Source organism: Streptomyces sp. NPDC059499 (assembly GCF_042749285.1).
Taxonomy (GTDB): domain Bacteria; phylum Actinomycetota; class Actinomycetes; order Streptomycetales; family Streptomycetaceae; genus Streptomyces.
Genome location: NZ_JBHYTT010000007.1, coordinates 189,102 through 210,704 on the forward strand (window position 1 = coordinate 189,102; position 21,603 = coordinate 210,704).

General features: G+C 70.1%; 24 protein-coding genes. 13 read left to right on the top strand and 11 right to left on the bottom strand.

Features of this window, described 5'->3' with window-relative positions; genetic code table 11:
- Positions 1-110 precede the first annotated feature (110 nt).
- Entirely contained in the window at positions 111-1,544 is a 1,434-nt protein-coding gene (locus tag ACFW9O_RS18760) for a DUF2252 domain-containing protein (RefSeq protein WP_384610623.1), read from the top strand.
- A 129-nt stretch (positions 1,545-1,673) separates the two neighbouring features.
- Positions 1,674-3,008 carry a chloride channel protein gene (locus tag ACFW9O_RS18765; protein WP_384610625.1) on the top strand — a complete coding sequence of 445 codons (1,335 nt, stop codon included), beginning with the start codon at positions 1,674-1,676 and terminating at the stop codon, positions 3,006-3,008.
- Here the strand turns inward: ACFW9O_RS18765 and ACFW9O_RS18770 are convergent.
- Positions 2,962-3,390 (bottom strand): hypothetical protein, encoded by a 429-nt coding sequence (locus ACFW9O_RS18770; protein ID WP_384610627.1) that lies wholly within the window; start codon positions 3,388-3,390, stop codon positions 2,962-2,964. The genes ACFW9O_RS18765 and ACFW9O_RS18770 overlap by 47 nt on opposite strands.
- A gap of 148 nt (positions 3,391-3,538) precedes the next feature.
- On the opposite strand from ACFW9O_RS18770, the gene ACFW9O_RS18775 reads away from it, so the two are divergent.
- Genes ACFW9O_RS18775 through ACFW9O_RS18785 form a run of 3 tightly spaced genes read left to right on the top strand, consistent with a single transcriptional unit; the run spans position 3,539 to position 5,200 of the window.
- A complete protein-coding gene (locus ACFW9O_RS18775; RefSeq protein ID WP_384610629.1) occupies positions 3,539-4,114 on the top strand; it encodes a helix-turn-helix domain-containing protein in 576 nt (191 codons plus the stop codon).
- Between the two features lie 19 nt (positions 4,115-4,133).
- A complete protein-coding gene (locus ACFW9O_RS18780) occupies positions 4,134-4,676 on the top strand; it encodes a GNAT family N-acetyltransferase (RefSeq protein WP_384610631.1) in 543 nt (180 codons plus the stop codon).
- Positions 4,677-4,708: 32 nt separating this feature from the next.
- Positions 4,709-5,200: a glutathione peroxidase gene (locus ACFW9O_RS18785; protein ID WP_384610633.1), complete on the top strand. Its 492-nt coding sequence runs from the start codon at positions 4,709-4,711 to the stop codon at positions 5,198-5,200.
- A 58-nt stretch (positions 5,201-5,258) separates the two neighbouring features.
- Here ACFW9O_RS18785 and ACFW9O_RS18790 read toward each other — a convergent pair whose 3' ends face one another.
- Positions 5,259-6,485 (bottom strand): acyl-CoA dehydrogenase family protein, encoded by a 1,227-nt coding sequence (locus ACFW9O_RS18790; RefSeq protein ID WP_384610634.1) that lies wholly within the window; start codon positions 6,483-6,485, stop codon positions 5,259-5,261.
- A gap of 182 nt (positions 6,486-6,667) precedes the next feature.
- Here ACFW9O_RS18790 and ACFW9O_RS18795 point away from each other — a divergent pair, with 182 nt between their 5' ends.
- Positions 6,668-7,318 (top strand): TetR family transcriptional regulator, encoded by a 651-nt coding sequence (locus tag ACFW9O_RS18795; protein WP_384610636.1) that lies wholly within the window; start codon positions 6,668-6,670, stop codon positions 7,316-7,318.
- A gap of 20 nt (positions 7,319-7,338) precedes the next feature.
- Here ACFW9O_RS18795 and def read toward each other — a convergent pair whose 3' ends face one another.
- Complete coding sequence (gene def / locus ACFW9O_RS18800) at positions 7,339-7,884, bottom strand: peptide deformylase (protein WP_351178882.1); 546 nt, start codon at positions 7,882-7,884, stop codon at positions 7,339-7,341.
- 114 nt (positions 7,885-7,998) lie between these two features.
- Between def and ACFW9O_RS18805 the strand changes: the two genes are divergently transcribed.
- The 7 genes from ACFW9O_RS18805 to ACFW9O_RS18835 all read left to right on the top strand — a co-directional run bounded on the left by ACFW9O_RS18805 (position 7,999) and on the right by ACFW9O_RS18835 (position 14,497).
- The gene (locus ACFW9O_RS18805) at positions 7,999-9,237 is read left to right on the top strand and encodes a MurT ligase domain-containing protein (RefSeq protein WP_329213472.1); all 1,239 of its coding nucleotides are present in this window, start codon (positions 7,999-8,001) and stop codon (positions 9,235-9,237) included.
- A 34-nt stretch (positions 9,238-9,271) separates the two neighbouring features.
- Positions 9,272-10,000 carry a glutamine amidotransferase gene (locus ACFW9O_RS18810; protein WP_351178879.1) on the top strand — a complete coding sequence of 243 codons (729 nt, stop codon included), beginning with the start codon at positions 9,272-9,274 and terminating at the stop codon, positions 9,998-10,000.
- A 203-nt stretch (positions 10,001-10,203) separates the two neighbouring features.
- The gene (locus ACFW9O_RS18815; protein ID WP_351178877.1) at positions 10,204-11,229 is read left to right on the top strand and encodes a 6-phosphofructokinase; all 1,026 of its coding nucleotides are present in this window, start codon (positions 10,204-10,206) and stop codon (positions 11,227-11,229) included.
- A 111-nt stretch (positions 11,230-11,340) separates the two neighbouring features.
- Positions 11,341-12,291, top strand: coding sequence for a cytochrome c oxidase assembly protein (locus ACFW9O_RS18820; protein ID WP_384610639.1), 951 nt, complete (start codon positions 11,341-11,343; stop codon positions 12,289-12,291).
- A gap of 66 nt (positions 12,292-12,357) precedes the next feature.
- A complete protein-coding gene (locus ACFW9O_RS18825; protein WP_351178871.1) occupies positions 12,358-12,516 on the top strand; it encodes a hypothetical protein in 159 nt (52 codons plus the stop codon).
- A gap of 155 nt (positions 12,517-12,671) precedes the next feature.
- On the top strand, positions 12,672-13,382 hold the full coding sequence (locus ACFW9O_RS18830) for a lysophospholipid acyltransferase family protein (protein WP_329213463.1): 711 nt from the start codon (positions 12,672-12,674) through the stop codon (positions 13,380-13,382).
- A gap of 65 nt (positions 13,383-13,447) precedes the next feature.
- Positions 13,448-14,497 carry an NAD-dependent epimerase/dehydratase family protein gene (locus ACFW9O_RS18835; RefSeq protein ID WP_384610641.1) on the top strand — a complete coding sequence of 350 codons (1,050 nt, stop codon included), beginning with the start codon at positions 13,448-13,450 and terminating at the stop codon, positions 14,495-14,497.
- Between the two features lie 67 nt (positions 14,498-14,564).
- On the opposite strand, the gene ACFW9O_RS18840 is transcribed toward ACFW9O_RS18835, so the two are convergent.
- The 8 genes from ACFW9O_RS18840 to ACFW9O_RS18875 all read right to left on the bottom strand — a co-directional run bounded on the left by ACFW9O_RS18840 (position 14,565) and on the right by ACFW9O_RS18875 (position 21,577).
- A complete protein-coding gene (locus tag ACFW9O_RS18840) occupies positions 14,565-16,142 on the bottom strand; it encodes an alpha/beta hydrolase (RefSeq protein WP_384610642.1) in 1,578 nt (525 codons plus the stop codon).
- Between the two features lie 150 nt (positions 16,143-16,292).
- Positions 16,293-17,078 (bottom strand): urease accessory protein UreD, encoded by a 786-nt coding sequence (locus ACFW9O_RS18845; RefSeq protein ID WP_384610644.1) that lies wholly within the window; start codon positions 17,076-17,078, stop codon positions 16,293-16,295.
- Positions 17,075-17,752, bottom strand: coding sequence for an urease accessory protein UreG (gene ureG, locus ACFW9O_RS18850; protein WP_351178858.1), 678 nt, complete (start codon positions 17,750-17,752; stop codon positions 17,075-17,077). The genes ACFW9O_RS18845 and ureG overlap by 4 nt, the downstream gene beginning before the upstream one ends.
- 32 nt (positions 17,753-17,784) lie before the next feature.
- Positions 17,785-18,450 (bottom strand): urease accessory protein UreF, encoded by a 666-nt coding sequence (locus ACFW9O_RS18855; protein ID WP_384610646.1) that lies wholly within the window; start codon positions 18,448-18,450, stop codon positions 17,785-17,787.
- A 17-nt stretch (positions 18,451-18,467) separates the two neighbouring features.
- Entirely contained in the window at positions 18,468-20,189 is a 1,722-nt protein-coding gene (locus ACFW9O_RS18860) for an urease subunit alpha (protein WP_384610648.1), read from the bottom strand.
- Positions 20,182-20,493, bottom strand: a complete 312-nt coding sequence (locus tag ACFW9O_RS18865) for an urease subunit beta (protein WP_384610650.1) — start codon at positions 20,491-20,493, stop codon at positions 20,182-20,184. The genes ACFW9O_RS18860 and ACFW9O_RS18865 overlap by 8 nt, the downstream gene beginning before the upstream one ends.
- Before the next feature lie 15 nt (positions 20,494-20,508).
- Complete coding sequence (locus ACFW9O_RS18870; RefSeq protein WP_351178846.1) at positions 20,509-20,811, bottom strand: urease subunit gamma; 303 nt, start codon at positions 20,809-20,811, stop codon at positions 20,509-20,511.
- A 136-nt stretch (positions 20,812-20,947) separates the two neighbouring features.
- Positions 20,948-21,577, bottom strand: a complete 630-nt coding sequence (locus tag ACFW9O_RS18875) for a TetR/AcrR family transcriptional regulator (protein ID WP_384610652.1) — start codon at positions 21,575-21,577, stop codon at positions 20,948-20,950.
- Between the last annotated feature and the right edge of the window lie 26 nt (positions 21,578-21,603).

Consider the following 21,603-nt stretch of genomic DNA (forward strand, 5'->3'; position numbering starts at 1 on the left):
CACGGCGGCCACCACCGCCGGAACGCACCGAGCGGGCGGAATCCGTCCGGCCGGGGATGATGGAGGGCAGGGCCGCCCGCACGGCCCCGCACGCAGTCAGGAGGGCCGCCATGCCCCAGGAACGCACCTCACCGCTCCGTGCCGTACCGGGCGCGACACCGAAGGAACGGGCCGCACTCGGCAAGGCAGCCCGCAAACGGGCTCCCCGGTCGAGCCATCAAGTGTACGAGCCACCGGCGGACCGGCCCGATCCCCTGGCCCTCCTGGAGGCCCAGTCGGCGGCCAGGGTGCAGGAGCTCGTCCCGATCCGCTACGGGCGGATGTCGGAGTCGCCCTTCCGTTTCTATCGGGGCGCCGCGGCCGTCATGGCCTCCGACCTGGCCGGAACGCCGGCCTCGGGCATCAGGGCGCAACTGTGCGGTGACGCCCATCTGCTGAACTTCAGACTGCTGGCCTCCCCCGAGCGCCACCTGCTGTTCGACATCAACGACTTCGACGAGACCTTGCCGGGTCCCTGGGAGTGGGACGTCAAGAGGCTGGCCGCCAGCCTCGTCATCGCCGGGCGCGCCAACAACTTCTCGGACAAGGAGCGGGCCCAGATCGTGCGGGCCACCGTGCGGTCGTACCGGGAGTCGATGATCCGGTTCGCGGGCATGCGCAATCTCGATGTCTGGTACACGCAGATCGACGAGGGCAGCCTCAAGGCCGTGGCAGCCGACCGGCTGGCCGCCCGGGGCCGCAAGCGCGTGGCCAGAGCGACGGCGAAGGCCCGCACCCGGGACAGCGTGCAGGCGTTCGACAAACTCACCGAGGTGGTCGGCGGGCGGCTCCGGATCGCCGCGGATCCGCCCCTGATCGTGCCGGTCGCGGACCTGCTGCCCGACGGCGCGGAACGAAGCGCGACGGAGAAGCAGTTCCGGACGCTTCTCCGGCGCTACGGACGCAGCCTCCCTTCGGACCGGCGGTCCCTGCTGGCCGACTTCAGGCCCGTGGACATGGCCCGCAAGGTCGTGGGCGTGGGAAGCGTCGGAACGCGCTGCTGGATCATCCTCCTGCTGGGCAGGGACGGCGGGGATCCGCTCGTGCTCCAGGCCAAGGAGGCCGACTCCTCGGTGCTCGCGCCGCACGCCGGGGCGAGTGCGTACCGGAATCAGGGCGAGCGGGTGGTGGCCGGCCAGCGCCTGATGCAGGCTGCCGGCGACATCTTCCTGGGCTGGGAGCGGGTGGAAGGGTTCGACGGGAAGCGCAGGGACTTCTACGTACGCCAGTTGCGTGACTGGAAGGGCATCGCCGAACCGGAGCTGATGGTGCCCCGTGGCATGGCGGCCTTCGGCGAGGTGTGCGGGACGACGCTGGCCCGTGCGCACGCGCGGTCCGGTGACCGGATCGCCATCGCGGCCTACCTGGGCCGCGGCACGGCGTTCGACCGGGCGCTGCAGACGTTCGCCGAGCGGTACGCCGACCAGAACGAACGCGACCACCGGGCGCTGGTCGATGCGGTGACCGTGGGCCGGCTTCCCGCGGCCGGGACGGGCGCGACGTAGCGAGACCTGGATTCACCACACCTCAACAGCGGGTACATCACGGCCATAGCGGGACATCGTGGTATCACGTGGGGAGCCCGGCGGGGCATGACCAGCCGGCCGGGGCCCCGAACCGAGGAGACCATGACCATGTCGGCCGAACCGGTCGGAACACCCGGCACGGAGTCCCCGGATCCGCGCACGGTGGTCCGCACCCGGAGCTACGCAGTCCTTCTGGTCATGGTGGCGATCCTCGGAGTCCCCATCTCTGCCGCGGCGTTCGGCTTTCTCGCGCTCGTCCACGAGCTCCAGAACCTGACCTACGAGGACCTGCCCCGCGCACTGGGCTTCGACGGCACACCGTCGTGGTGGCCGGTCCCGCTGCTCGCCGTCGCGGGCCTGCTGACGGGCCTGACCATCCGCTACCTCCCCGGAACGGCCGGACACAAGCCGGCCGAGGGGATGGTGAACACGGGGGCGCCGTCCGCCGCGGAGCTCCCGGGGGTCGCGCTCGCCGCCATCGCCTCCCTCGCACTCGGCGCGGTCCTCGGCCCCGAGGCCCCGCTCATCGCCATCGGCGGGGGGCTGGCCGTGTGCGCGGTGCGCCTGCTGAAACCCGGCATCGAGCCGAGGGCGAGCGCCCTGGTGGCGGCCGCAGGCAGCTTCGCCGCCATCAGCGCCCTTCTGGGATCCCCGCTCATCGGCGCGTTCCTGCTGATGGAGGCGTCCGGCCTCGCCGGGATGATGCTCGGCCTCGTGCTCGTGCCGGGGCTGCTCGCCTCGGGCATCGGGTCGCTCATCTTCATCGGCCTGGGATCGTGGACCGGGCTGGGGACGTACTCCCTCACCCTCCCGCACGTGCCGCACACACCCACGCCCACCGTCGCCGAGTTCGGCTGGGCCATCGCGCTCGGAGTCGCGGCCGCCGTCCTGGGAACGGGCATCAGAAGGCTCTCCCTGGCCCTGCAGGACTGGGTCGAGCGACGGACGGTGATCGCCACCGTGGCGATGGGCGTGGTCATCGGCGTACTCGCGCTCCTGTACGCCGAGAGCACGGGAGGGGACGCGTCCGAGGTGTTGTACTCGGGCCAGAACGCCCTCGGGGGGCTGCTCACCGAGGACGCCAAGTATTCGGTCGGAACGCTCCTGGTGCTGATCGCCTGCAAGGCGCTCGCGTACGCCCTGTCGTTGAGCAGCTTCCGAGGTGGCCCGATCTTCCCGTCGATGTTCCTGGGGGCGGCAGGCGGGCTGGCACTGTCGCACCTGCCCGGCCTGAACGCCACCTCGGGCTTCGCAATGGGGATCGGGGCGATGTGCGTGGCGATGCTCAAGCTGCCGATGACATCGGTACTGCTCGCCACGCTCCTTCTGGGATCCGAGGGCATCACCGTGATGCCGCTCGTGATCGTCTCCGTCGTGGTCTCCTACGTCCTCGTGCTCAGGCTCGACCCTCCCGCTGCGGCCACGCACACAGGGCCCAGATGATGAAGATGTTGATCGCGATGAGCACGATCGACCAGAACGGGTAGTAGGGCAGCCACAGGAAGTTGGCCAGCGCCCCCAGGCCCGCGAGCAGGATGCCGACCATGCGCGCCCACATCGCCCCGCTGAACAGGGCGATCCCGGCGAGGAGGATGACGATGCCCAGGATGAGATGGATCCATCCCCAGCCGGTCAGGCTGAGCGTGAACGCGTAGTTGCGCGTGGAGACGAACAGGTCGTCCTTGGCTAGGGCGGAGATGCCTTCGAAGATGGCCATGGCGCCGCCGAACACCATCAGTACCGCCGCGAAGAGGGTCCAGCCGTGCGCTCCTTGCGAGCCCGCGGCGTCGTGGTCCGTTCGCGCCCCACTCGTGCTTCCAGCCATGTCGGTCTCCTAGGTTCTGCAGCCGATGCGCGGCGCGGGGCGCGCCGAACATGTGACTTATGTCGCTTTTATCAGACTGACACACCATCACCCGATCGGCACGTAGGCCACCTGACACATATCTCTGTCCAGAGATACAATCCCGTATATGAGAGAACAGGGTGCGTCGGAGTCCGTCGACGCCCGGCTCGCGACCCGGCTGGGCCTGCTCCGTACCGAACGCGGCTGGTCACTGGACGAACTGTCCCGCCGCGCCGGCGTCAGCCGCTCGACTCTGTCGCGCCTGGAGCGCGGCGAGCTGAGTCCCACCACCACCGTGCTCGGACAGCTGTGCACGGTGTACGAGCGGACCATGTCGCGCCTGCTGATGGAAGTCGAGGCGGAGCCGCCGGGGCTCGTGCCCGCCGCACAGCAGCCGGTGTGGCGGGACGAGGGGGCCGGATTCGTACGCCGTTCCGTCTCACCGCCGCACGCCGGCCTGCGTGCCGAGGTCATCGAGGGCACGCTCGCCGCGGGCTCCGTCGTCACCTACGAGAATCCGCCCGTGCCCGGCGTGGAGCAGCACATCTGGGTGCTCGAGGGCACGGTCGAGATCACCGTCGATGCCGCGACGCACACCGTCGGCCCCGGAGACTGCCTGCGCTTCCGGCTGCACGGGCCCTCACGCTTCCACTGCCCCGGCCCCGACCGGGTCCGCTATGCCCTGATGATCGTCCTGCCGTGAATGTGAAAGGACCTGCCGCATGACCGAGATCGTCTCCGTGTCCGGCCCCGAGCTCGTCACGTACGCCGACGAGTTGGCTGCCCTTCTGGTCGAGACCGTGGACGGCGGATCCTCGGTGGGCTTCCTGGCACCGCTGGACCGGGCGGCCGCCGCCACCTGGTGGCGTGAACGGGCGGCCTCCGTCGAGACGGGCTGCCACGAGGTGTGGATCGCCCGTGACGGGGAACGGGTGGCCGGCACGATCGGGCTGGTCAGGCCCTCGCTGCCCAATGCTGGGCACCGCGCCGAGGTCGCCAAGCTGATGGTGCGGCCCTCCTCCCGCGGCCGGGGGATCGGCCGCGCGCTGCTCGCGGCGGCCGAGCGGTCGGCAGCCGCCGAGGGGCTCTCCCTGCTGATCCTGGACACCGAGACCGGCAGTCCCGCCGAACACCTCTACCGCGCGGCGGGCTGGACGGAGTGCGGGTCGATTCCCCGGTACGCGCAGGACCCCGCCGGCGCCCTGCGGGCGACCACCTTCTACTACAAGGCGGTCGGCCCCACGAATCCCCTGGAGTCACAATGAACAGCGACGCCACGCTATCGAGGAGATATCCCATGACCCTGCACGACATCCCGCTGAGCACCCTCACCGGCGAGCCGACCACGCTGGGGGCCTACGAGGGCTCCGCGGTCCTGCTGGTGAACGTCGCTTCCAAGTGCGGGCTCACCCCGCAGTACGCCGGACTGGAACGGCTCCAGAAGGAGTACGGCGACCGCGGGTTCACCGTCCTCGGCGTGCCCTGCAACCAGTTCGCGGGCCAGGAGCCGGGCACGGCGGAGGAGATCCAGACGTTCTGCTCGACGACGTACGGGGTGAGCTTCCCTCTCCTGGCGAAGATCGATGTCAACGGCGAGGACCGGCACCCGCTCTACACCGAGCTCACGAAGCTCGCGGACGCCGAGGGCGCGGCCGGTGACGTCCAGTGGAACTTCGAGAAGTTCCTGATCTCCCCGGCCGGCGAGCCGGTCGCCCGGATCCGCCCCCGCACCGAGCCGGACGCGCCCGAGGTCCTCGCGGCGATCGAGGCGAACCTGCCGCAGAAGTAGAACGGCGCGGGGCCGGACCGGTGTCCGGTCCGGCCCCGCGGTACGTCCGTGGGCGGCGCTAGCGGATCGGCATCCCCGACAGGGTGCGGGCGATCACCAGGCGCTGGATCTCGCTCGTGCCCTCGAAGATGGTGTAGATCGCGGCGTCACGGTGCATGCGCTCCACCGGGTACTCACGGGTGTAGCCGTTGCCGCCGAGGATCTGGACGGCCTGGGCGGTCACCGACTTCGCCGTCTCGCTCGCGAAGAGCTTCGACATCGATCCCTCGGCCGAGGTGAACGGCTTGCCGGCGCTCGCCATCCAGGAGGCACGCCAGACAAGCAGCCGGGCCGCGTCGATCTGCGTACGCATGTCGGCCAGCTGGAAGGCGACGCCCTGGTTGTCGATGATGGGGCGGCCGAACTGGGTCCGGGTCTTCGCGTAGTCGAGGGCGACCTCGTAGGCGGCACGGGCGGTGCCGACCGCCATGGCGCCGACAGCCGGGCGGGACGCCTCGAAGGTGGCCATCGCGGCGTTCTTGACGCGCTCCCCGCCGGACTTGGCACGCTCACGGGCCCGGGCGAGGCGCTCGTCGAGCTTCTCCTTGCCGCCGAGCAGGCAGTGCCCGGGGACGCGTGCGTCCTCGAGTACCACCTCGGCGGTGTGCGAGGCGCGGATGCCGTGCTTCTTGAACTTCTGCCCCTGGGAGAGGCCCGGGGTGGCGGGCGGGACGATGAACGAGGCGTGGCCCTTCGTGCCCAGCTCCGGGTCGACGACCGCGACGACGACGTGGACGTTGGCGATACCGCCGTTGGTCGCCCAGGTCTTGGTGCCGTTGAGGATCCACTCGTCCTTGGCCTCGTCGTACACCGCGCGGGTACGCATGGAGCCGACGTCGGAGCCGGCGTCCGGCTCGGAGGAGCAGAAGGCGGCGACCTTCACATCGTTCGCGTCGCCGTACATCTGCGGGATCCAGGTGCCGATCTGCTCCTCGGTGCCGTTGGCGAGGACGCCGACGGCCGCCAGGCCCGTACCGACGATCGACAGGGCGATGCCCGCGTCACCCCAGAAGAGCTCCTCCATAGCCACGGGGATGCCGAGACCCGTAGGGTCGAAGAACTGCTGGGCGTAGAAGTCGAGGGAGTAGATGCCTACCTTGGCCGCCTCCTGGATGACGGGCCAGGGCGTTTCCTCACGCTCGTCCCACTCCGAAGCGGCCGGGCGGATCACATCCGCGGCGAAGCCGTGAAGCCAGTCACGGACCTGCTTCTGGTCGTCGTTGAGATCGAGCGTGAACTCGGCCATGTTCCCTCCATGCGCTTCCGTAAAAAGAACACCATGCGTTACTCGCGGTAACAACAGTCTGTTACCAGCAAGTAGCCACTGTCAACCGGGGACACGCGGATCCGCGCCCGGCAGGTCATGGTGTTACGTTGCCCGGACGTCAAGAGATCGCATGGCAGCTGGCCGGGGCGGGGAGATACGACATGGAGACCACACGAGGGGCCGAGCGACAGCGGACGGCGGCCGAGCGCCGCCGCCGGGAGCTGCTCGAAGCGGCGGACCGAGTGGTGCTCAGGGACGGGCCCAAGGCGTCGATGAACGCGATCGCGGCGGAGGCCGGGATCACCAAGCCCATCCTCTACCGCCACTTCGGCGACAAGGGCGGCCTCTACCGCGCGCTCGGCAAGCGCCACACGGACGCGCTGCTGAGCGCCCTGCGGGCCGCGCTCGACGCCCCCTCCGAGCGGCGCGAGCGGGTCGAGGCGACCCTGGACACCTATCTCGCGGCGATCGAGGCCCGCCCCCAGGTCTACCGCTTCCTGATGCACCCCTCCGACGACGCGGCACCCTCCCCCGAGCAGGGCTTCGACGTGGGCCGGCACTCCGCCCCGCTGCTGCGCCGCCTCGGCGAGGAACTCGGCAAGGTGATCGCCGAACGGGTCGACCTCGGCCCGGACAGCGAGCAGACGGCCCGCATCTGGGGCCACGGCATCGTCGGCATGATGCACGCGGCCGGCGACTGGTGGCTCAGCGACCGCCCGTGCTCGCGCGAACAGCTCGTCCACAGCCTCGCCGACCTGCTCTGGGGCAGGCTGGCCGAGGCCGGCGACCTGCCGGGCGGCCAGGGCTTCTGAACCGCCTTCCGCCCGAGGAGTCAGTCCGTCCGCCCCCACGGCGCCCGCCGGGCCGCGCGCAGCGCCCTGGCGCGGCGCAGTCCGGTCAGCCGGTCGGTGTAGACCCTGCCGTCCAGGTGGTCGCACTCGTGCTGGAGGCAGCGGGCGAACCAGCCGGTCCCGGTGACCCGCACCGGCTCGCCTGTCATGGACCTGCCCTCGACCACCGCACGGTCGAAGCGCTCGGTGCCCGCTTCGAGACCGGGAAGTGAAAGGCACCCCTCCGGTCCGCGTACGGTGATGCCGTCCGCCTCGACGAGTACCGGATTGACGAGATGTCCTAGATGTCGGACTTCTTCGTCGTCCGGGCAGTCGTAGACGAACACCTTCAACGGGACGCCGATCTGGTTCGCGGCGAGCCCGACCCCCTGCGCCGCGTACATGGTGGCGAACATGTCCTCGACCAGCCGGGCGAGGGAGGTCCCGAAGTCGGTGACTTCCTCGCACGGACGGTGGAGCACCGGGTCGCCGAGCAGACTCAGGGCGCGAACGAGTCCGGAACTGCCGGGGATCGGGCGGTTTCGCATGGGGAGAAGCGTACGTTCCACGTGACCTCCACGTTCCCCGTGGTGCCGAGGTGCGGTCGACGCGCCGGACATCGATAGGCTGGGCGCGGACTGATGCAAGGAGGATCTAGGACGATGGCAGGCAACACGGAGCCGTTGTCGCCGCGGGCCAAGCTCGCCGTGACGGCGGGCAAGGCCGCGGCGGCGGTGTCGCGCGCTGCGGGGCGCGGCAGCGGATCGGTGATCGGCGGCCGGGTGGCGCTCAAGCTCGACCCCGACCTGCTGGGGCGGCTGGCGCAGCACTTGGACGTGATCCTCGTGTCCGCGACGAACGGCAAGACGACCACCACCCGGCTGATCGCCGAGGCGCTCCGGGCCGCTGGGCCCGTCGTGTCGAACGCGCTCGGCGCCAACATGCCCGCGGGAATCACCTCCGCGCTGGCCGGCGGATCGGACGCGAAGTACGGCGTGATCGAGGTCGACGAGAAGTATCTCGCCGGCGTCGCACGCGATACGACGCCGAAGGTGATCGCGCTGCTCAACCTCTCCCGCGACCAGCTGGACCGCGCCGCGGAGACCCGGATGCTGGCCGAGAAGTGGCGTGAGGGCCTCTCCGGCTCGAAGGCCGTGATCGTCGCCAACGCGGACGACCCGCTGATCGTCTGGGCGGCGTCCTCCTCCCCCAACGTGGTGTGGGTCGCGGCAGGACAGGCGTGGAAGGACGACGCCTGGTCCTGCCCCTCCTGCGGCGGTGTGATGCAGCGCCCCGGCGACGACTGGTTCTGCGGCGAGTGCGGCTTCCGCCGCCCCGCCCCCAGCTGGGCGCTCAACGGCGACTACGTCCTGGACCCGCACGGCTCCGCGTGGCCGATCCACCTCCAGCTGCCGGGCCGGGCCAACAAGGCGAACGCCACCAGTTCGGCCGCGGTCGCCGCGGTCTTCGGTGTGCCGCCGCAGGTCGCCCTGGAGCGGATGTACCAGGTGCAGGCCGTCGCGGGACGCTACGACGTCGTGACCTTCCTCGGCCGCGAACTGCGCCTCCTGCTGGCCAAGAACCCGGCGGGCTGGCTCGAGACGTTCTCCCTGATCGACCCCCCGCCCACCCCGGTGATCCTCTCGGTGAACGCCCGGGGCGCGGACGGCACGGACACCTCCTGGCTGTGGGACGTCGACTACACCCAGCTGTACGGCCACCCGATCTTCGTGCTCGGTGACCGCAAGCTGGACCTCGCGGTGCGGCTCGAAGTCGCCGGACTGGACTTCCGTGTCTGCGAGACCCTGGACGAGGCCGTCCAGATGGCTCCGCCCGGCCGCATCGAGGTCATCGCCAACTACACCGCCTTCCAGGATCTGCGCCGTCGTGTCGGCAACTGACCCCGGCGCGGGCCACCCCCGGAGAGGACGAAGCATGAGCAACAACAGCCTGCGGCTGGTGTGGGTCTACCCCGACCTCCTCAGCACCTACGGCGATCAGGGCAACGCCCTCGTGGTGGAGCGCCGGGCACGCCAGCGCGGTCTCGACGTGTCGCGTGTCGACGTGCGCAGCGACCAGCCCATCCCCACCTCGGGCGACATCTACCTGATCGGTGGCGGTGAGGACCGTCCGCAGCGTCTTGCCGCGGAGCGGCTGCGCCGCGACGGCGGGCTGAGCAGGGCCGCGTCCAACGGCGCGATCATCTTCTCGGTCTGCGCGGGCTACCAGATCCTCGGCCACGAGTTCATCAACGACCTCGGCGAGCGCGAGCCCGGGCTCGGGCTGCTCGATGTGGTCTCCACGCGCGGCGAGGGCGCCCGGTGCGTCGGCGACGTGCTCGGTGACATCGATCCGAACCTGGGGCTCCCGCCCCTGACCGGATTCGAGAACCACCAGGGCATCACCCACCTCGGCCCGACGGCCCGGCCGTTCGCCCGCACCCGGATCGGTCGGGGCAACGGCACGGGCGACGGCACCGAGGGCGCGTACAACGACACGGTCTTCGGCACGTACATGCACGGCCCCGTGCTGGCACGCAATCCGCTGATCGCGGACCACCTGCTGAAGCTGGCCCTCGATGTGAACGCGCTGCCGCCGTGCGACGACCGCTGGTACGAGGCGCTCCGCTCCGAGCGGATCGCCGCGGCGACGCAGCCTGCCTGACTCCTCCCGGCCGTCACGGTCTCCCCTACGAGCACGCCCCGTTGACGGGCTGCGCGTAGCAGCGGGGTTCCGTGTACGGCCGGTGGACGTCCAGCAGGCGGACGGTGGTTTCGGTCCCGCCACCTTGCGCCGGTAGGGTGGCGGGGATCCAACCGGACGACGTGGTCCGGTCGTCGGCCCACGTTGCAAAGGTTTCCCGGGCAATGCGAATTGGTGTGCTCACCTCCGGCGGCGACTGCCCCGGCCTGAACGCCGTCATCCGTTCCGTCGTGCACCGCGCGGTGGTAGATCACGGCGACGAGGTCATCGGCTTCCACGACGGCTGGAAGGGCCTCCTCGAGTGCGATTACCGCAAGCTCGACCTCGATGCGGTCGGCGGTATCCTCGCCCGCGGCGGCACGATCCTCGGCTCCTCCAGGGTCCAGCCGGCCCACCTGCGTGACGGGGTGGAACGGGCCAAGGGCCACGTCGCCGACCTCGGCCTCGACGCGATCATCCCGATCGGCGGCGAAGGCACGCTGAAGGCGGCCAACCTGCTCTCCGAGGCGGGGCTGCCCATCGTCGGTGTGCCGAAGACCATCGACAACGACATCGCCTCCACCGATGTGACCTTCGGTTTCGACACGGCTGTCGGGGTCGCGACCGAGGCCCTCGACCGGCTGAAGACCACGGCCGAGTCGCACCAGCGCGTGCTCATCGTCGAGGTCATGGGACGGCACACCGGCTGGATCGCCCTGCACTCCGGCATGGCGGCCGGCGCGCACGCCATCGTGGTCCCCGAGCGGCCCTTCGACATCGACGAGCTGACCGCGCTCGTCGGGCAGCGTTTCTCGGCCGGCAAGAAGTTCGCCATCGTCGTCGTCGCCGAGGGTGCGAAGCCTCGCGCGGGCTCCATGGAGTTCAACCAGGGCACCAAGGACGTCTACGGGCACGAGCGCTTCGCCGGAGTGGCGACGCAGCTCTCCATCGAGCTGGAGCAGCGCCTGCAGAAGGAGGCCCGCCCGGTGATCCTCGGCCACGTCCAGCGCGGCGGCACCCCGACCGCGTACGACCGGGTCCTGGCCACCCGCTTCGGCTGGCACGCGGTGGAGGCGGCTCACCGCGGTGAGTTCGGCATGATGACGGCGCTGCGCGGCACCGACATCACGATGGTCCCGCTGGCGGCGGCCGTGGAGACCCTGAAGACGGTCCCCGCCGAGCGCTACGCCGAGGCCCAGTGCGTGCTCTGACCGACACACAGGTCCACGATCCGCCCCCGCCCGCAACCGCGGCCGGGGGCGGTTCTAGTCTGGACCGGACAACCGGCACGAATCGGGGACGCCCCCGGCGGGAGTGAACAGATGGATCACAGCGGGCACGGCATGAACATGGATCTGCCGCCGTTCACGCTGGGACGCGGGCTCGAGTTCTCCGCGGACCCGTTCTTCCTGGCCGGCTCCGTAGCCGCGCTGGCTCTCTACGGGTACGCGGTGCTGCGTCTGCGCAGACGCGGCGACGGCTGGCCGGTCAACCGGATCGCCTTCTTCGTCGTCGGCGTGCTGTCCATCGCCCTGGTGATGTGCACCAAGCTCAACGACTACGGCATGGTCATGTTTAGCGTGCACATGGTGCAGCACATGGTGATCAGCATGCTGTCGCCGATCCTCCTGCTGCTGGGCGCCCCGGTGACGCTCGCACTGCGGGCGCTTCCGGTCGCGGGGCGGGACCGTACCGGGCCGCGCGAACTGCTGCTCATGCTGCTGCACAGCCGCTACATGAAGATCGTCACGCATCCGGTGTTCACGATCCCGCTCTTCATCGCCAGCCTGTACGCGCTCTACTTCACACCGCTGTTCGACTTCCTGATGGGGTCGAAGCCCGGCCATCTGGCGATGATGGTGCACTTCCTCGGCGTCGGCCTGGTGTTCTTCTGGCCGATCATGGGCGTGGACCCCGGGCCGCACCGGCCGGGCTACGTGATGCGGATGCTGGAGCTCTTCGCGGGCATGCCGTTCCACGCGTTCTTCGGCATCGCCCTGATGATGGCGAGCGGGCCGATGGTGGAGACGTACAAGACGCCCCCGGCCTCCCTCGGCATCGATCCGCTGAGCGATCAGAACTGGGCGGGCGGCATCGCCTGGGCGTTCAGCGAGATCCCGTCGGTGCTGGTCCTGATCGCTCTGGTCTTCCAGTGGTACCGCTCCGAGCAGCGGACGGCAAAGCGTGCGGACCGGGCGGCCGACCGGGACGGAGACCGCGAGCTGAACGCGTACAACGCCTATCTCGCCTCATTGCAGGCCCGCGGACAGTAGCGGCGGGCACGCCTGTGGGGTGACCATGGCTTCAACGGCCGTGCGGCCGATGAGGAGCGTGCGCTCATGTCCGGATCCACGAAGATCATGGGAGTGCTTACCGTCGGGGCGCTGGTCGCGGTGACGGCGTACACGGTGGCACTGGGGAGCAACGGCTGGCTCTGGTTCGGCTGGGTGGTCCTGGGACTGGCCACCCTGGGCATGGTGGCCACCCGCGACACCTGAGTTACGTCCGTGTCTCGCAGGGCAACCGATGGGTGCCGGGCATCACCGGTGGGCCAGGCCGCAGGCGATCACACACGCTGATCGGCGATGTGCGAAATTGTGTCCTGTGACCTGGCTGAACACGGTCACCAGCCCGATCCGGAGTGGGAGAGATCTTGTTCTATTACGTCCTGAAATATGTCGTGCTCGGACCACTGCTACGGCTGGGGTTCCGGCCCCGTATCGAAGGACTGGAGCACATTCCTGCCGAGGGCGCGGCCATCGTCGCGGGCAATCACCTGTCGTTCTCCGACCATTTCCTGATGCCCGCGATCATCAAACGGCGCATCACGTTCCTCGCGAAGGCGGAGTACTTCACCGGCCCGGGCATCAAGGGCAAGCTCACCGCGGCCTTCTTCCACAGCATCGGACAGATTCCGGTGGACCGGTCGGGCAAGGAGGCCGGTCAGGCGGCGATCCGCGAGGGGCTGGGGGTGCTGAGCAAGGGCGAACTGCTGGGGATCTACCCGGAGGGCACCCGCTCGCACGACGGGCGCCTGTACAAGGGCAAGGTCGGGGTCGCCGTGATGGCGATCAGGGCAGGCGTCCCGGTCGTCCCGTGCGCGATGGTCGGTACGTTCGAGATCCAGCCGCCCGGGAAGGTCGTGCCGCGGATCAAGCGGGTCACCATCCGCTTCGGCGAGCCCCTGGACTTCTCCCGCTACGCCGGGCTCGAGGACCAGAAGGCGGCGATCCGCGCGGTCACCGACGAGATCATGTACGCCATCCTCGGCCTCTCCGGCCAGGAGTACGTCGACGAGTACGCGGTCAAGGTGAAGGCCGCGCAGGCGGAGCAGTCCAGAAAGTTCCCGCGGCGGCAACGCTGAGCGTGGAGTCTGCCCCTGGCAGATCTCCCTGGTCCGGCGTCGTGGTGCCCCGTAGCGTTTCCCGTATGAGCAGAGGACGAGCGTTCGTACTGGGCGCCACGGGGCAGGTCGGCCGGGCCGCCGTGCGGGCGCTGGCGGAGGACGGCTGGGACGTGACGGCGGGGTCGCGCGGGGGCGGCAGGGACGGTACATGGGGGCCGGACGTCCGCAGTGTGTCGCTCGACCGTGAGGACGAGGGGGCGCCGGCTGCCGCGCTCGGCGACGGTTGCGACGTCCTGGTGGACATGGTGGCGTTCGACGGCGCCCACGCCCGGCAGTTGACCGGGCTCACCGGCCGTGTCGGCTCGGCCGTCGTCATCTCCAGCGGTGCGGTCTACGAGGACGGCAGGGGACGCGGCTTCGACACGCAGGGCGAGCCCGACGGCGCTCCTCACTATCCGCTGCCGATCCCTGAGACACAGCGCACGGTGGCCCCGGGCGACGCGACGTACGCGACGCGGAAGATCCAGCTGGAGCAGGAGCTGCTCGCGGCCGGCGGCGAGCTTCCGGTGACGCTGCTGCGGGCGGGCGCGATACACGGGAAGTACTGCCGCACGCCGCGCGAGCTGTACTTCGTCAAGCGTCTGCTCGACGGACGCGGGCGGCGGGTGCTCGCGTACGACGGGAGGTCCCGCTTCCATCCGGTCCATGTGTCCAACCTCGCCGAGCTGATACGTCTCGCCGCTCTGCGACCGGCTTCGCGGGTGCTCAACGCAGGGGATCCGCAGGCGCCGACCGTCTCCGAGATCGGTGCGGCCATCGACGACGTGCTGGGCCGGAAGACCGAAACGGTCCTGGTGCCGGGTGCCCCTCCCGAGGGTCACGTCGGCGAGACACCGTGGACCAGCTCTCATCCCATCGTCTACGACATGGCGCTCGCCCGGCGCGAGCTCGGCTACGTGCCCGTGACGGACTATGCGGATTCACTTCCGGTGACCGTCGAGTGGCTCGCGTCCGAACTGCACGGACGGGAGTGGACGGAGGCCTTCCCGAAAATGGCGCGGAACTACGGCGAGGCCCTCTTCGACTACGCGGCGGAGGACGCCTGGCTGGAACGGTACGACCGCAGGGCATGAGCCCGGTCGGCACAGCGGGCGGCCGGTTGGATCTCCGGCCGCCCGCCCGCTCACTTCAGATCTACGCTCACGGCTTCGGTGTGGCGTGCGGGGTGCACGTCACATCACTCGGGTCGGTCTTCCCGGTGAGCAGGTAGGTGTCCACCCGCTCGTTGACGCAGGGGTTGACCAGGCCGGTGACGCCGTGCGAGCCGGCGTCCTTCTCGGTGATGAGGCGGGAGCCCTTGAAGCGCTTGTGCAGTTCGACGGCGCCCCCGTACGGAGTGGCGGCGTCGCGCGTGGACTGCACGATCAGCACGGGCGGCAGGCCCTTGCCGGTCCTGACGTCCAGCGGGGTCTGCTGCTTCGTCGACCAGGTCGCACAGGGCAGGTTCATCCAGGCGTTCGCCCAGGTCATGAACGGGTTGTCCTTGTGCAGCCTGGTGTTGTCGCGGTCCCACTTCGACCAGCTGGTGGGCCACTTGGCGTCCGCGCACTCGACCGCCGTGTATACGGCGTTGCCGTTCTCCGAGGAGGCATTGCCCTTGGTGTCCGACAGGTCGGGGGCAGCGGCGTCGATCAGTGCCTGGGTGTCGCCGCCCAGGTAGTCGCTCCAGATCTGGGCGGTGGGTGCCCAGGCGGAGTCGTAGTACGGCGCACCCTGGAAGAACCCGATGAGCTCGGCGGGGCCGACGACGCCGCCGATCGGGTCCTTCTTGGCCGCGGCGCGCAGCTTCAGCCACGCCTGCTCGACCTTCTCGGGCGTGTCGCCGATGTGGTAGACGGAGTCGTTCTTGGCGACCCACGTCTTCCAGTCCTGCCAGCGCACCTGGAAGGCGACGTCCTGGTCGAGGTTGGCCTCGTACCAGATGTTGTCCTTCGAAGGATCGACCACGCTGTCGACGATCATGCGGCGCACGTGGTCCGGGAAGAGCGTGCCGTAGACCGCACCCAGGTAGGTGCCGTAGGAGACGCCCAGGAAGTTGAGCTTCTTCTCACCGAGCGCGGCGCGGATGACATCCAGGTCGCGTGCGGTGTTGGGCGTGGTCATGTGCGGCAGCATGTCGCCGCTGCGTTCGGCGCAGCCCGCCGCGTACTCGGCCGCGAGCTTGCGCTGCGCGCGCTTGTCGGCCTCGCTGTCGGGTACGGGGTCCGCCTTCGGGGCCTTCACGAACTCCTGCGGGTCGATGCAGGAGATCGGCGCCGAGTGGCCGACACCGCGTGGGTCGAAGCCGACGAAGTCGTAGGCCTTCGCCGCCTTCACCCAGAGCGGGTTCTTGGTGACGATGCGCCTCGGGAACGCCATACCGGACCCGCCGGGGCCACCGGGGTTGTAGAGGAGCGCGCCCTGGCGCTCGTCCTTCGTGCCCGTGCTGACGTGCCGGTCGACGGCGAGCTTGATCTGCTTGCCGTTCGGTTTGGCGTAGTCGAGCGGCACGGTCACCCATCCGCACTGGATGGGTGTGACGATCGCCCAGTCGGCCGGACAGTCCGTCCAGTCGATGCCGGCCTTCGCGGCTCGGGCCGCGGCGACCTGGACGCCGCGCGCCTCGGAACCGCCGTGGTGACGGCCGTCGGCACTGGCTGCCGGTGCGGCTATCGCCCCCGCTATGAGCGTGCCCGCGATCAGAGTGCCGGCCGAGCCGAGCACTGCTGTGCGTCTCAAGTGGAACCTCCCCCTGTGTGTTGCACCCGCTGGTGGCGCAGATGTTCGTATGTCCAGCGGATCCTTTCGTCTGTGGGGTGGCTGAGAACAGGGCGTACGCATGTTTCTTTACCGAACCAATAACCGGTGACCACGTCCCGCTGAGCGGACTCAGGCCCCGTGGCAGGCCTTGAGTCCGTCCAACAGCCCGGCGAGCGCCTCGTCCAGGACGCCGCGCAGCAGCCGGGCGTCTGCTGCGAGCGCTGTCACCAGGACGGCGGGACCGGCCAACGGGGCGAGCGCGGCAGTGGGTCCCAGAAGCCGGGGTTCAGGCAGGTCCTCCTCGAATGCCGGGTGGACGACCAGTAGTTGTCCTACCGCACGGTGTCCCCCCAGGACCGCGGCGCCGTCCCATCCGCCGGGCGCCCCGGGCCCGTACCCCAGCTGTTGGTCGAGCAGCGGGCGGCCGGCCCGGCGGACCGTCAGACGGGTGGTGAGGCTGCCGGTGACCTCGCCGTGCCGTCCCAGGATCTGTTCCTCGCGCAGCACCAGACGTGCGGAGTCGGCGAGTTCGACCCGGGTGCTCTGGTCGAGCTCGCTGCCGTGCGCGGAGATGAGCTGTTCGGGAAGCCAGCGGAGTTCCGCGCCCTCCCCCACGCTCAGCCGCAGGTGGTACGAGGCGCGGCCCGCGTCCGGACGGGCGCCGGGGAGTGCCACGGTGGCCGCGGCGGAGTCCACGGCCAGCCGTGCGCCGTCCTCGACCCTCGCCTCGATGGCGAGGCGGTCGCCGCCCAGCGGCGCGCTCATCGCTCCGACCACGGTGACTCGGGCGCGTCCGGGCTCCGGTGACCTGGTGCGGCGCAGGGCCAGCGGTCCCGCGCTCTCCAGCACGGGGAGCGCGGTGGAACCACGCCCGTCGGGGACCGCGCCGATACGAGCGGTGGCGTCGATGCTCATGCGGTCCAGGCCGCGAGCTGCGCCCGCACCCAGTCCGCGACGGGCGCCACACCCTCCGCGGAGGTCAGGGAGGTGAACACGACGGGGAGTTCACCGCGCTGCTCGGCGGCATCGCGGGCCATCCGGCCCAGGTCTGAGCCGACGTACGGAGCGAGATCCGTCTTGTTGATGACGAGGAGGTCGGCGGTGGTGACTCCGGGGCCCCCCTTGCGCGGGATGTCGTCGCCCCCCGCCACGTCGATCACGAAGACCTGGGCGTCGACGAGTCCCTTGGAGAAGGTCGCGGTGAGGTTGTCGCCGCCGGACTCGACGAGGATCAGATCGAGCGGACCCACGGAGTCCTCCAGATCCTCGACGGCTTCGAGGTTGGCGGAGATGTCGTCGCGGATGGCGGTGTGCGGGCAGGCGCCGGTCTCGACGGCCTGGATGCGCTCGGGCGCCAGCACGGCGTTGCGCAGGAGGAAGGCCGCGTCCTCGCGGGTGTAGATGTCGTTGGTGACGACGGCGATCGACAGCCGGTCGCGAAGGGCGCGGCACAGGGCTGCGACCGTCGCGGTCTTACCGGAACCGACCGGTCCGCCGAGCCCGATGCGCAGAGCGCGCCGGGTGCCGTCGGGGCGTGCGGCATCGGCGCTGACGGCCGAGGGGCCGCTGTGGGTGTGGTCGAGGTGCATGGGGGTGACTCCTGGTGGCAGATGTGGAGTTCTCAGGACGCGAACAGCCGGACCGGCCAGGCAGCGTGGGCTTCGGCGGTGATGTCGAGCAGCGGCGCGGAGGCGGCGGGCAGTGCGTCGATGCCCTCCAGTGCGGCTGCGGCGGCCTGTTCGGCGACCAAGTCAAGTTCGGGCGCGAGGCGGGCGAGGACGGCGCTGGCCTCGAAGGGGTCCAGGGAGAGCAGCCGGACGACCGCGGTGGCCGGGCCGCTGACTGCTTCGTACACGGCGCAGTGTGCGGCGTCCTCGGGCCCCAGGCCCGCCGCGCGTGCGGTGAGGCCGAGGACGACGGGCTGGTGGGCGCCGCGGGGCCGGGCCGCTGCGAGCGCGGCCAGTTCGGTGCTCGGCCAGGTTGCCCGCGCGGCCCGCATCAGCTGGCGGCCCAGCTTGCGTGCGACGGCCCGCAGCGCGGGCGAGGGCGTCCGGGCGTCGGCGGCGTCGTCGAGCGCCAGCGGGTCGAGGCCGTGGGCCGCCCCAGCGGCGAGTGCGGCCGAGGTCAGTCCGGTGGTGTGGAGCCGGCCCAGGCAGAAGCCCGCCAGGTCCTGGGCGTTGCGGATGTGTCCTGCCTTGACGGCCGGTTCGGCGCCACCCGAGTGGGCGTGGCCGCCGGCGGGGAACCGGCCGTCGGCAAGGACGAGCAGTGCGGCGCGTGTCGTCATGGAGTGCTGACCCACCCTCAGAAGAGAAAGTAGCGCTGGGCCATGGGGAGTTCGGCTGCCGGTGCCGGTTCGACGTGCTCCCCGTCGATGGTGACCGCGAAGCTGTCGGGGTTGACCTGGACCCGTGGCATGGCGTCGTTCTCCCGCATGTCCGCCTTGGTGACGCCGCGCGTGCTGGTGATCGGCACGAACGCCTTGCCCAGCCCCAGCCGGTCCGGCAGCCCGTCCTCGATGGCGGCCGTGGACACGAAGTTGAAGGAGTTGGCGGCGGGTGCACGCCCCACGGCGCCGAACATCGGGCGGGGCATGACGGGCTGCGGGGTGGGGATCGAGGCGTTGGCGTCGCCCATCTGCGCGTACGCGATCTGACCGCCCTTGATCACGGTCTGCGGCTTGACGCCGAAGAATGCCGGGTCCCACAGCACGAGGTCGGCGAGCTTCCCCGTCTCGACCGAGCCGATCTCCCGGTCCAGGCCCTGGGCGACGGCCGGGTTGATCGTGTATTTGGCGACATAGCGACGAGCCCGGTGGTTGTCGGCGGCCCCGTCGCCCGCCAGGGAACCGCGTCGCCGCTTCATCACGTGGGCGGTCTGCCAGGTTCGCAGGATCACCTCGCCGATCCGTCCCATCGCCTGGGAGTCGGAGGAGATGATCGAGATGGCGCCGAGGTCGTGGAGGATGTCCTCGGCCGCGATGGTCGAGGGCCGGATCCGGGACTCGGCGAAGGCCAGGTCCTCCGGCACGGCGGGGTTGAGGTGATGGCAGACCATCAGCATGTCGAGGTGTTCCTCGATCGTGTTGACGGTGTGCGGCCGGGTCGGATTGGTGGAGCTGGGCAGGACGTACGGCTCCGAGACCACGCTGATGATGTCGGGGGCGTGCCCGCCACCCGCGCCTTCGGTGTGGTACGCGTGAATGGAGCGCCCGGCGATGGCGGCGAGGGTGTCGGCGACGAATCCGGCCTCGTTGAGCGTGTCCGTGTGGATGGCCAGTTGCGCGCCTGTCTCCTCACAGACGCTCAGACAGGCGTCGATGACGGCGGGGGTGGCGCCCCAGTCCTCATGGATCTTGAATCCCAGCGCTCCGGCGCGCAGCTGGGAGTGCATGGCCTCGCGGGACATCGTGTTGCCCTTGCCGAGCAGGCCGATGTTGACGGGATAGCCCTCGAGCGCCTCGAACATCCGGGCGAGGTGCCAGGGCCCCGGGGTGATCGTCGTGGCCTTGGTCCCTTCCGCCGGGCCCGTGCCACCGCCGACGAGCGTGGTGATGCCGGAGGAGAGCGCCTGGTCGACGAGGGTCGGGGAGATGAAGTGGACGTGCGCGTCGATGGCACCCGCGGTGATGAACTTGCCGTTGCCCGCGATGATTTCGGTCTCGGGGCCGATGACCAGATCAGGGTGGATGCCGTCCATCGTGTCGGGGTTGCCGGCCTTGCCGATGCCGGTGATCCGGCCGTCGCGGATACCGATGTCGGCCTTGACGATGCCCCAGTGGTCGATGATCACGGCGCCCGTGATGACCGTGTCGGGTGCTCCCTCGGCGCGGGTGGTGCGCGCCTGGCCCATCGATTCACGGATCACCTTGCCGCCGCCGAACACCGCCTCGTCACCGGCCTTCCCGGGACCGCCCGAGCGGTCCTCCTCGATCTCGACGACGAGATCGGTGTCGGCGAGCCGGATACGGTCACCGGTGGTCGGCCCGAACAGATCGGCGTACACGGCGCGGCTGAGCTCAGGCATCGAGGGAACCTCCGGTTTCGCCGCGCAGCCCGGGAACGGTGCGCAGGCCTGCGAGCGGGACGAGTTCGACGTCGACCGGGATACCGGGCTCGAAGCGCACGGCGGTGCCCGCTGCAATGTTCAGCCGCAGCCCGTGCGCTGCCCGGCGGTCGAAGTCCAGACCGGGGTTGGCCTCGGCGAAGTGGTAGTGCGAGCCGACCTGGACGGGCCGGTCGGCAGCGTTGAGGACGGTGATGCGGGTGACGGGGCGCCCCTCGTTGAGCCGCACCGTGCCTTCCGCGTACAGGATCTCTCCGGGAATCATCCGGCCGCTCCCCCGTCAGACGATCGGATCGTGGACGGTGACGAGCTTGGTGCCGTCCGGGAAGGTGGCTTCCACCTGGACGTCGTGGATCATCTCGGGGATGCCGTCCATGACGTCCTCGCGGGTGAGCACCTTCCTTCCGGAGGCCATCAGTTCGGCGACGGTCCGGCCGTCGCGCGCGCCCTCCAGGAGGTGGGAGGTGATCAGGGCGACCGCCTCGGGGTGATTCAGCCGCAGCCCGCGCGCCCTGCGCTTCTCGGCGACATCGGCCGCCACATGGATGAGCAGGCGTTCCTGTTCGTGCGGAGTCAGTTGCACGCTTCCACCTCTTCGTCTTCCGCCCGGGACCGGCCCGGGCGCAGCGGGACCCTATCCCCGTTCAACACTCTGTTGAACGATGAAGCGGATCGCGCGGCCAGGTATTGCACGTTAGGGCGGAAGTTTTTCCGGCGCGTTAACTGATCTTTTGCAGATCCATGGACATCAGCCCGCGCAGGCCGCTTTCGAGGACTTCCGGGCCGACGTCGCCGAACATGGCCAGCTGGGCGATGTACCCCTGGGCCACGGCGATCAACGTGCGGGCGACGTGCTCGTCCGGCACCTCGGCGGTGAGCACGCCGGCCGCGCGGTACACGCCGACCAGTTCCGCCCAGGCCACGCGCAGACCCGCGTACGCCTCACCCAGCGTGCCCGCCAGCCGTTCGCTGCGCAGGGTCTCGGACCACACCTGGAGGATCAGCCCGGCGTAGGCCCTGTGGTCCAGCCCGCCCGCCCTGTCCGTCCCGTCGCCGAAAAGAGTGCGCACCACACGGCCGATCAGGACATCGGGAGTGGGCGGCGGACTGTCCCGGGAGGCCCGCTCGAAGGCCTGGCGGACTCCGCCGACCGCCTCGCCCGCGATGGCCGCGATCAGGTCCTCCTTGCCGCTGAAGTAGCGGTAGACCGCCCCCGCCGACAGCCCGACCTCCTTCAGGACGTCCTGCATCGAGGTGCCGTGGAAGCCGTCGCGGGCGAAGGCACGTGCGGCGCCGTCGAGGATCTGCCGGCGGCGGGCGTCGAGGTGTTCCTGGGATACACGGGCCATGGACCCAACCTAAAACGAACGTTCCT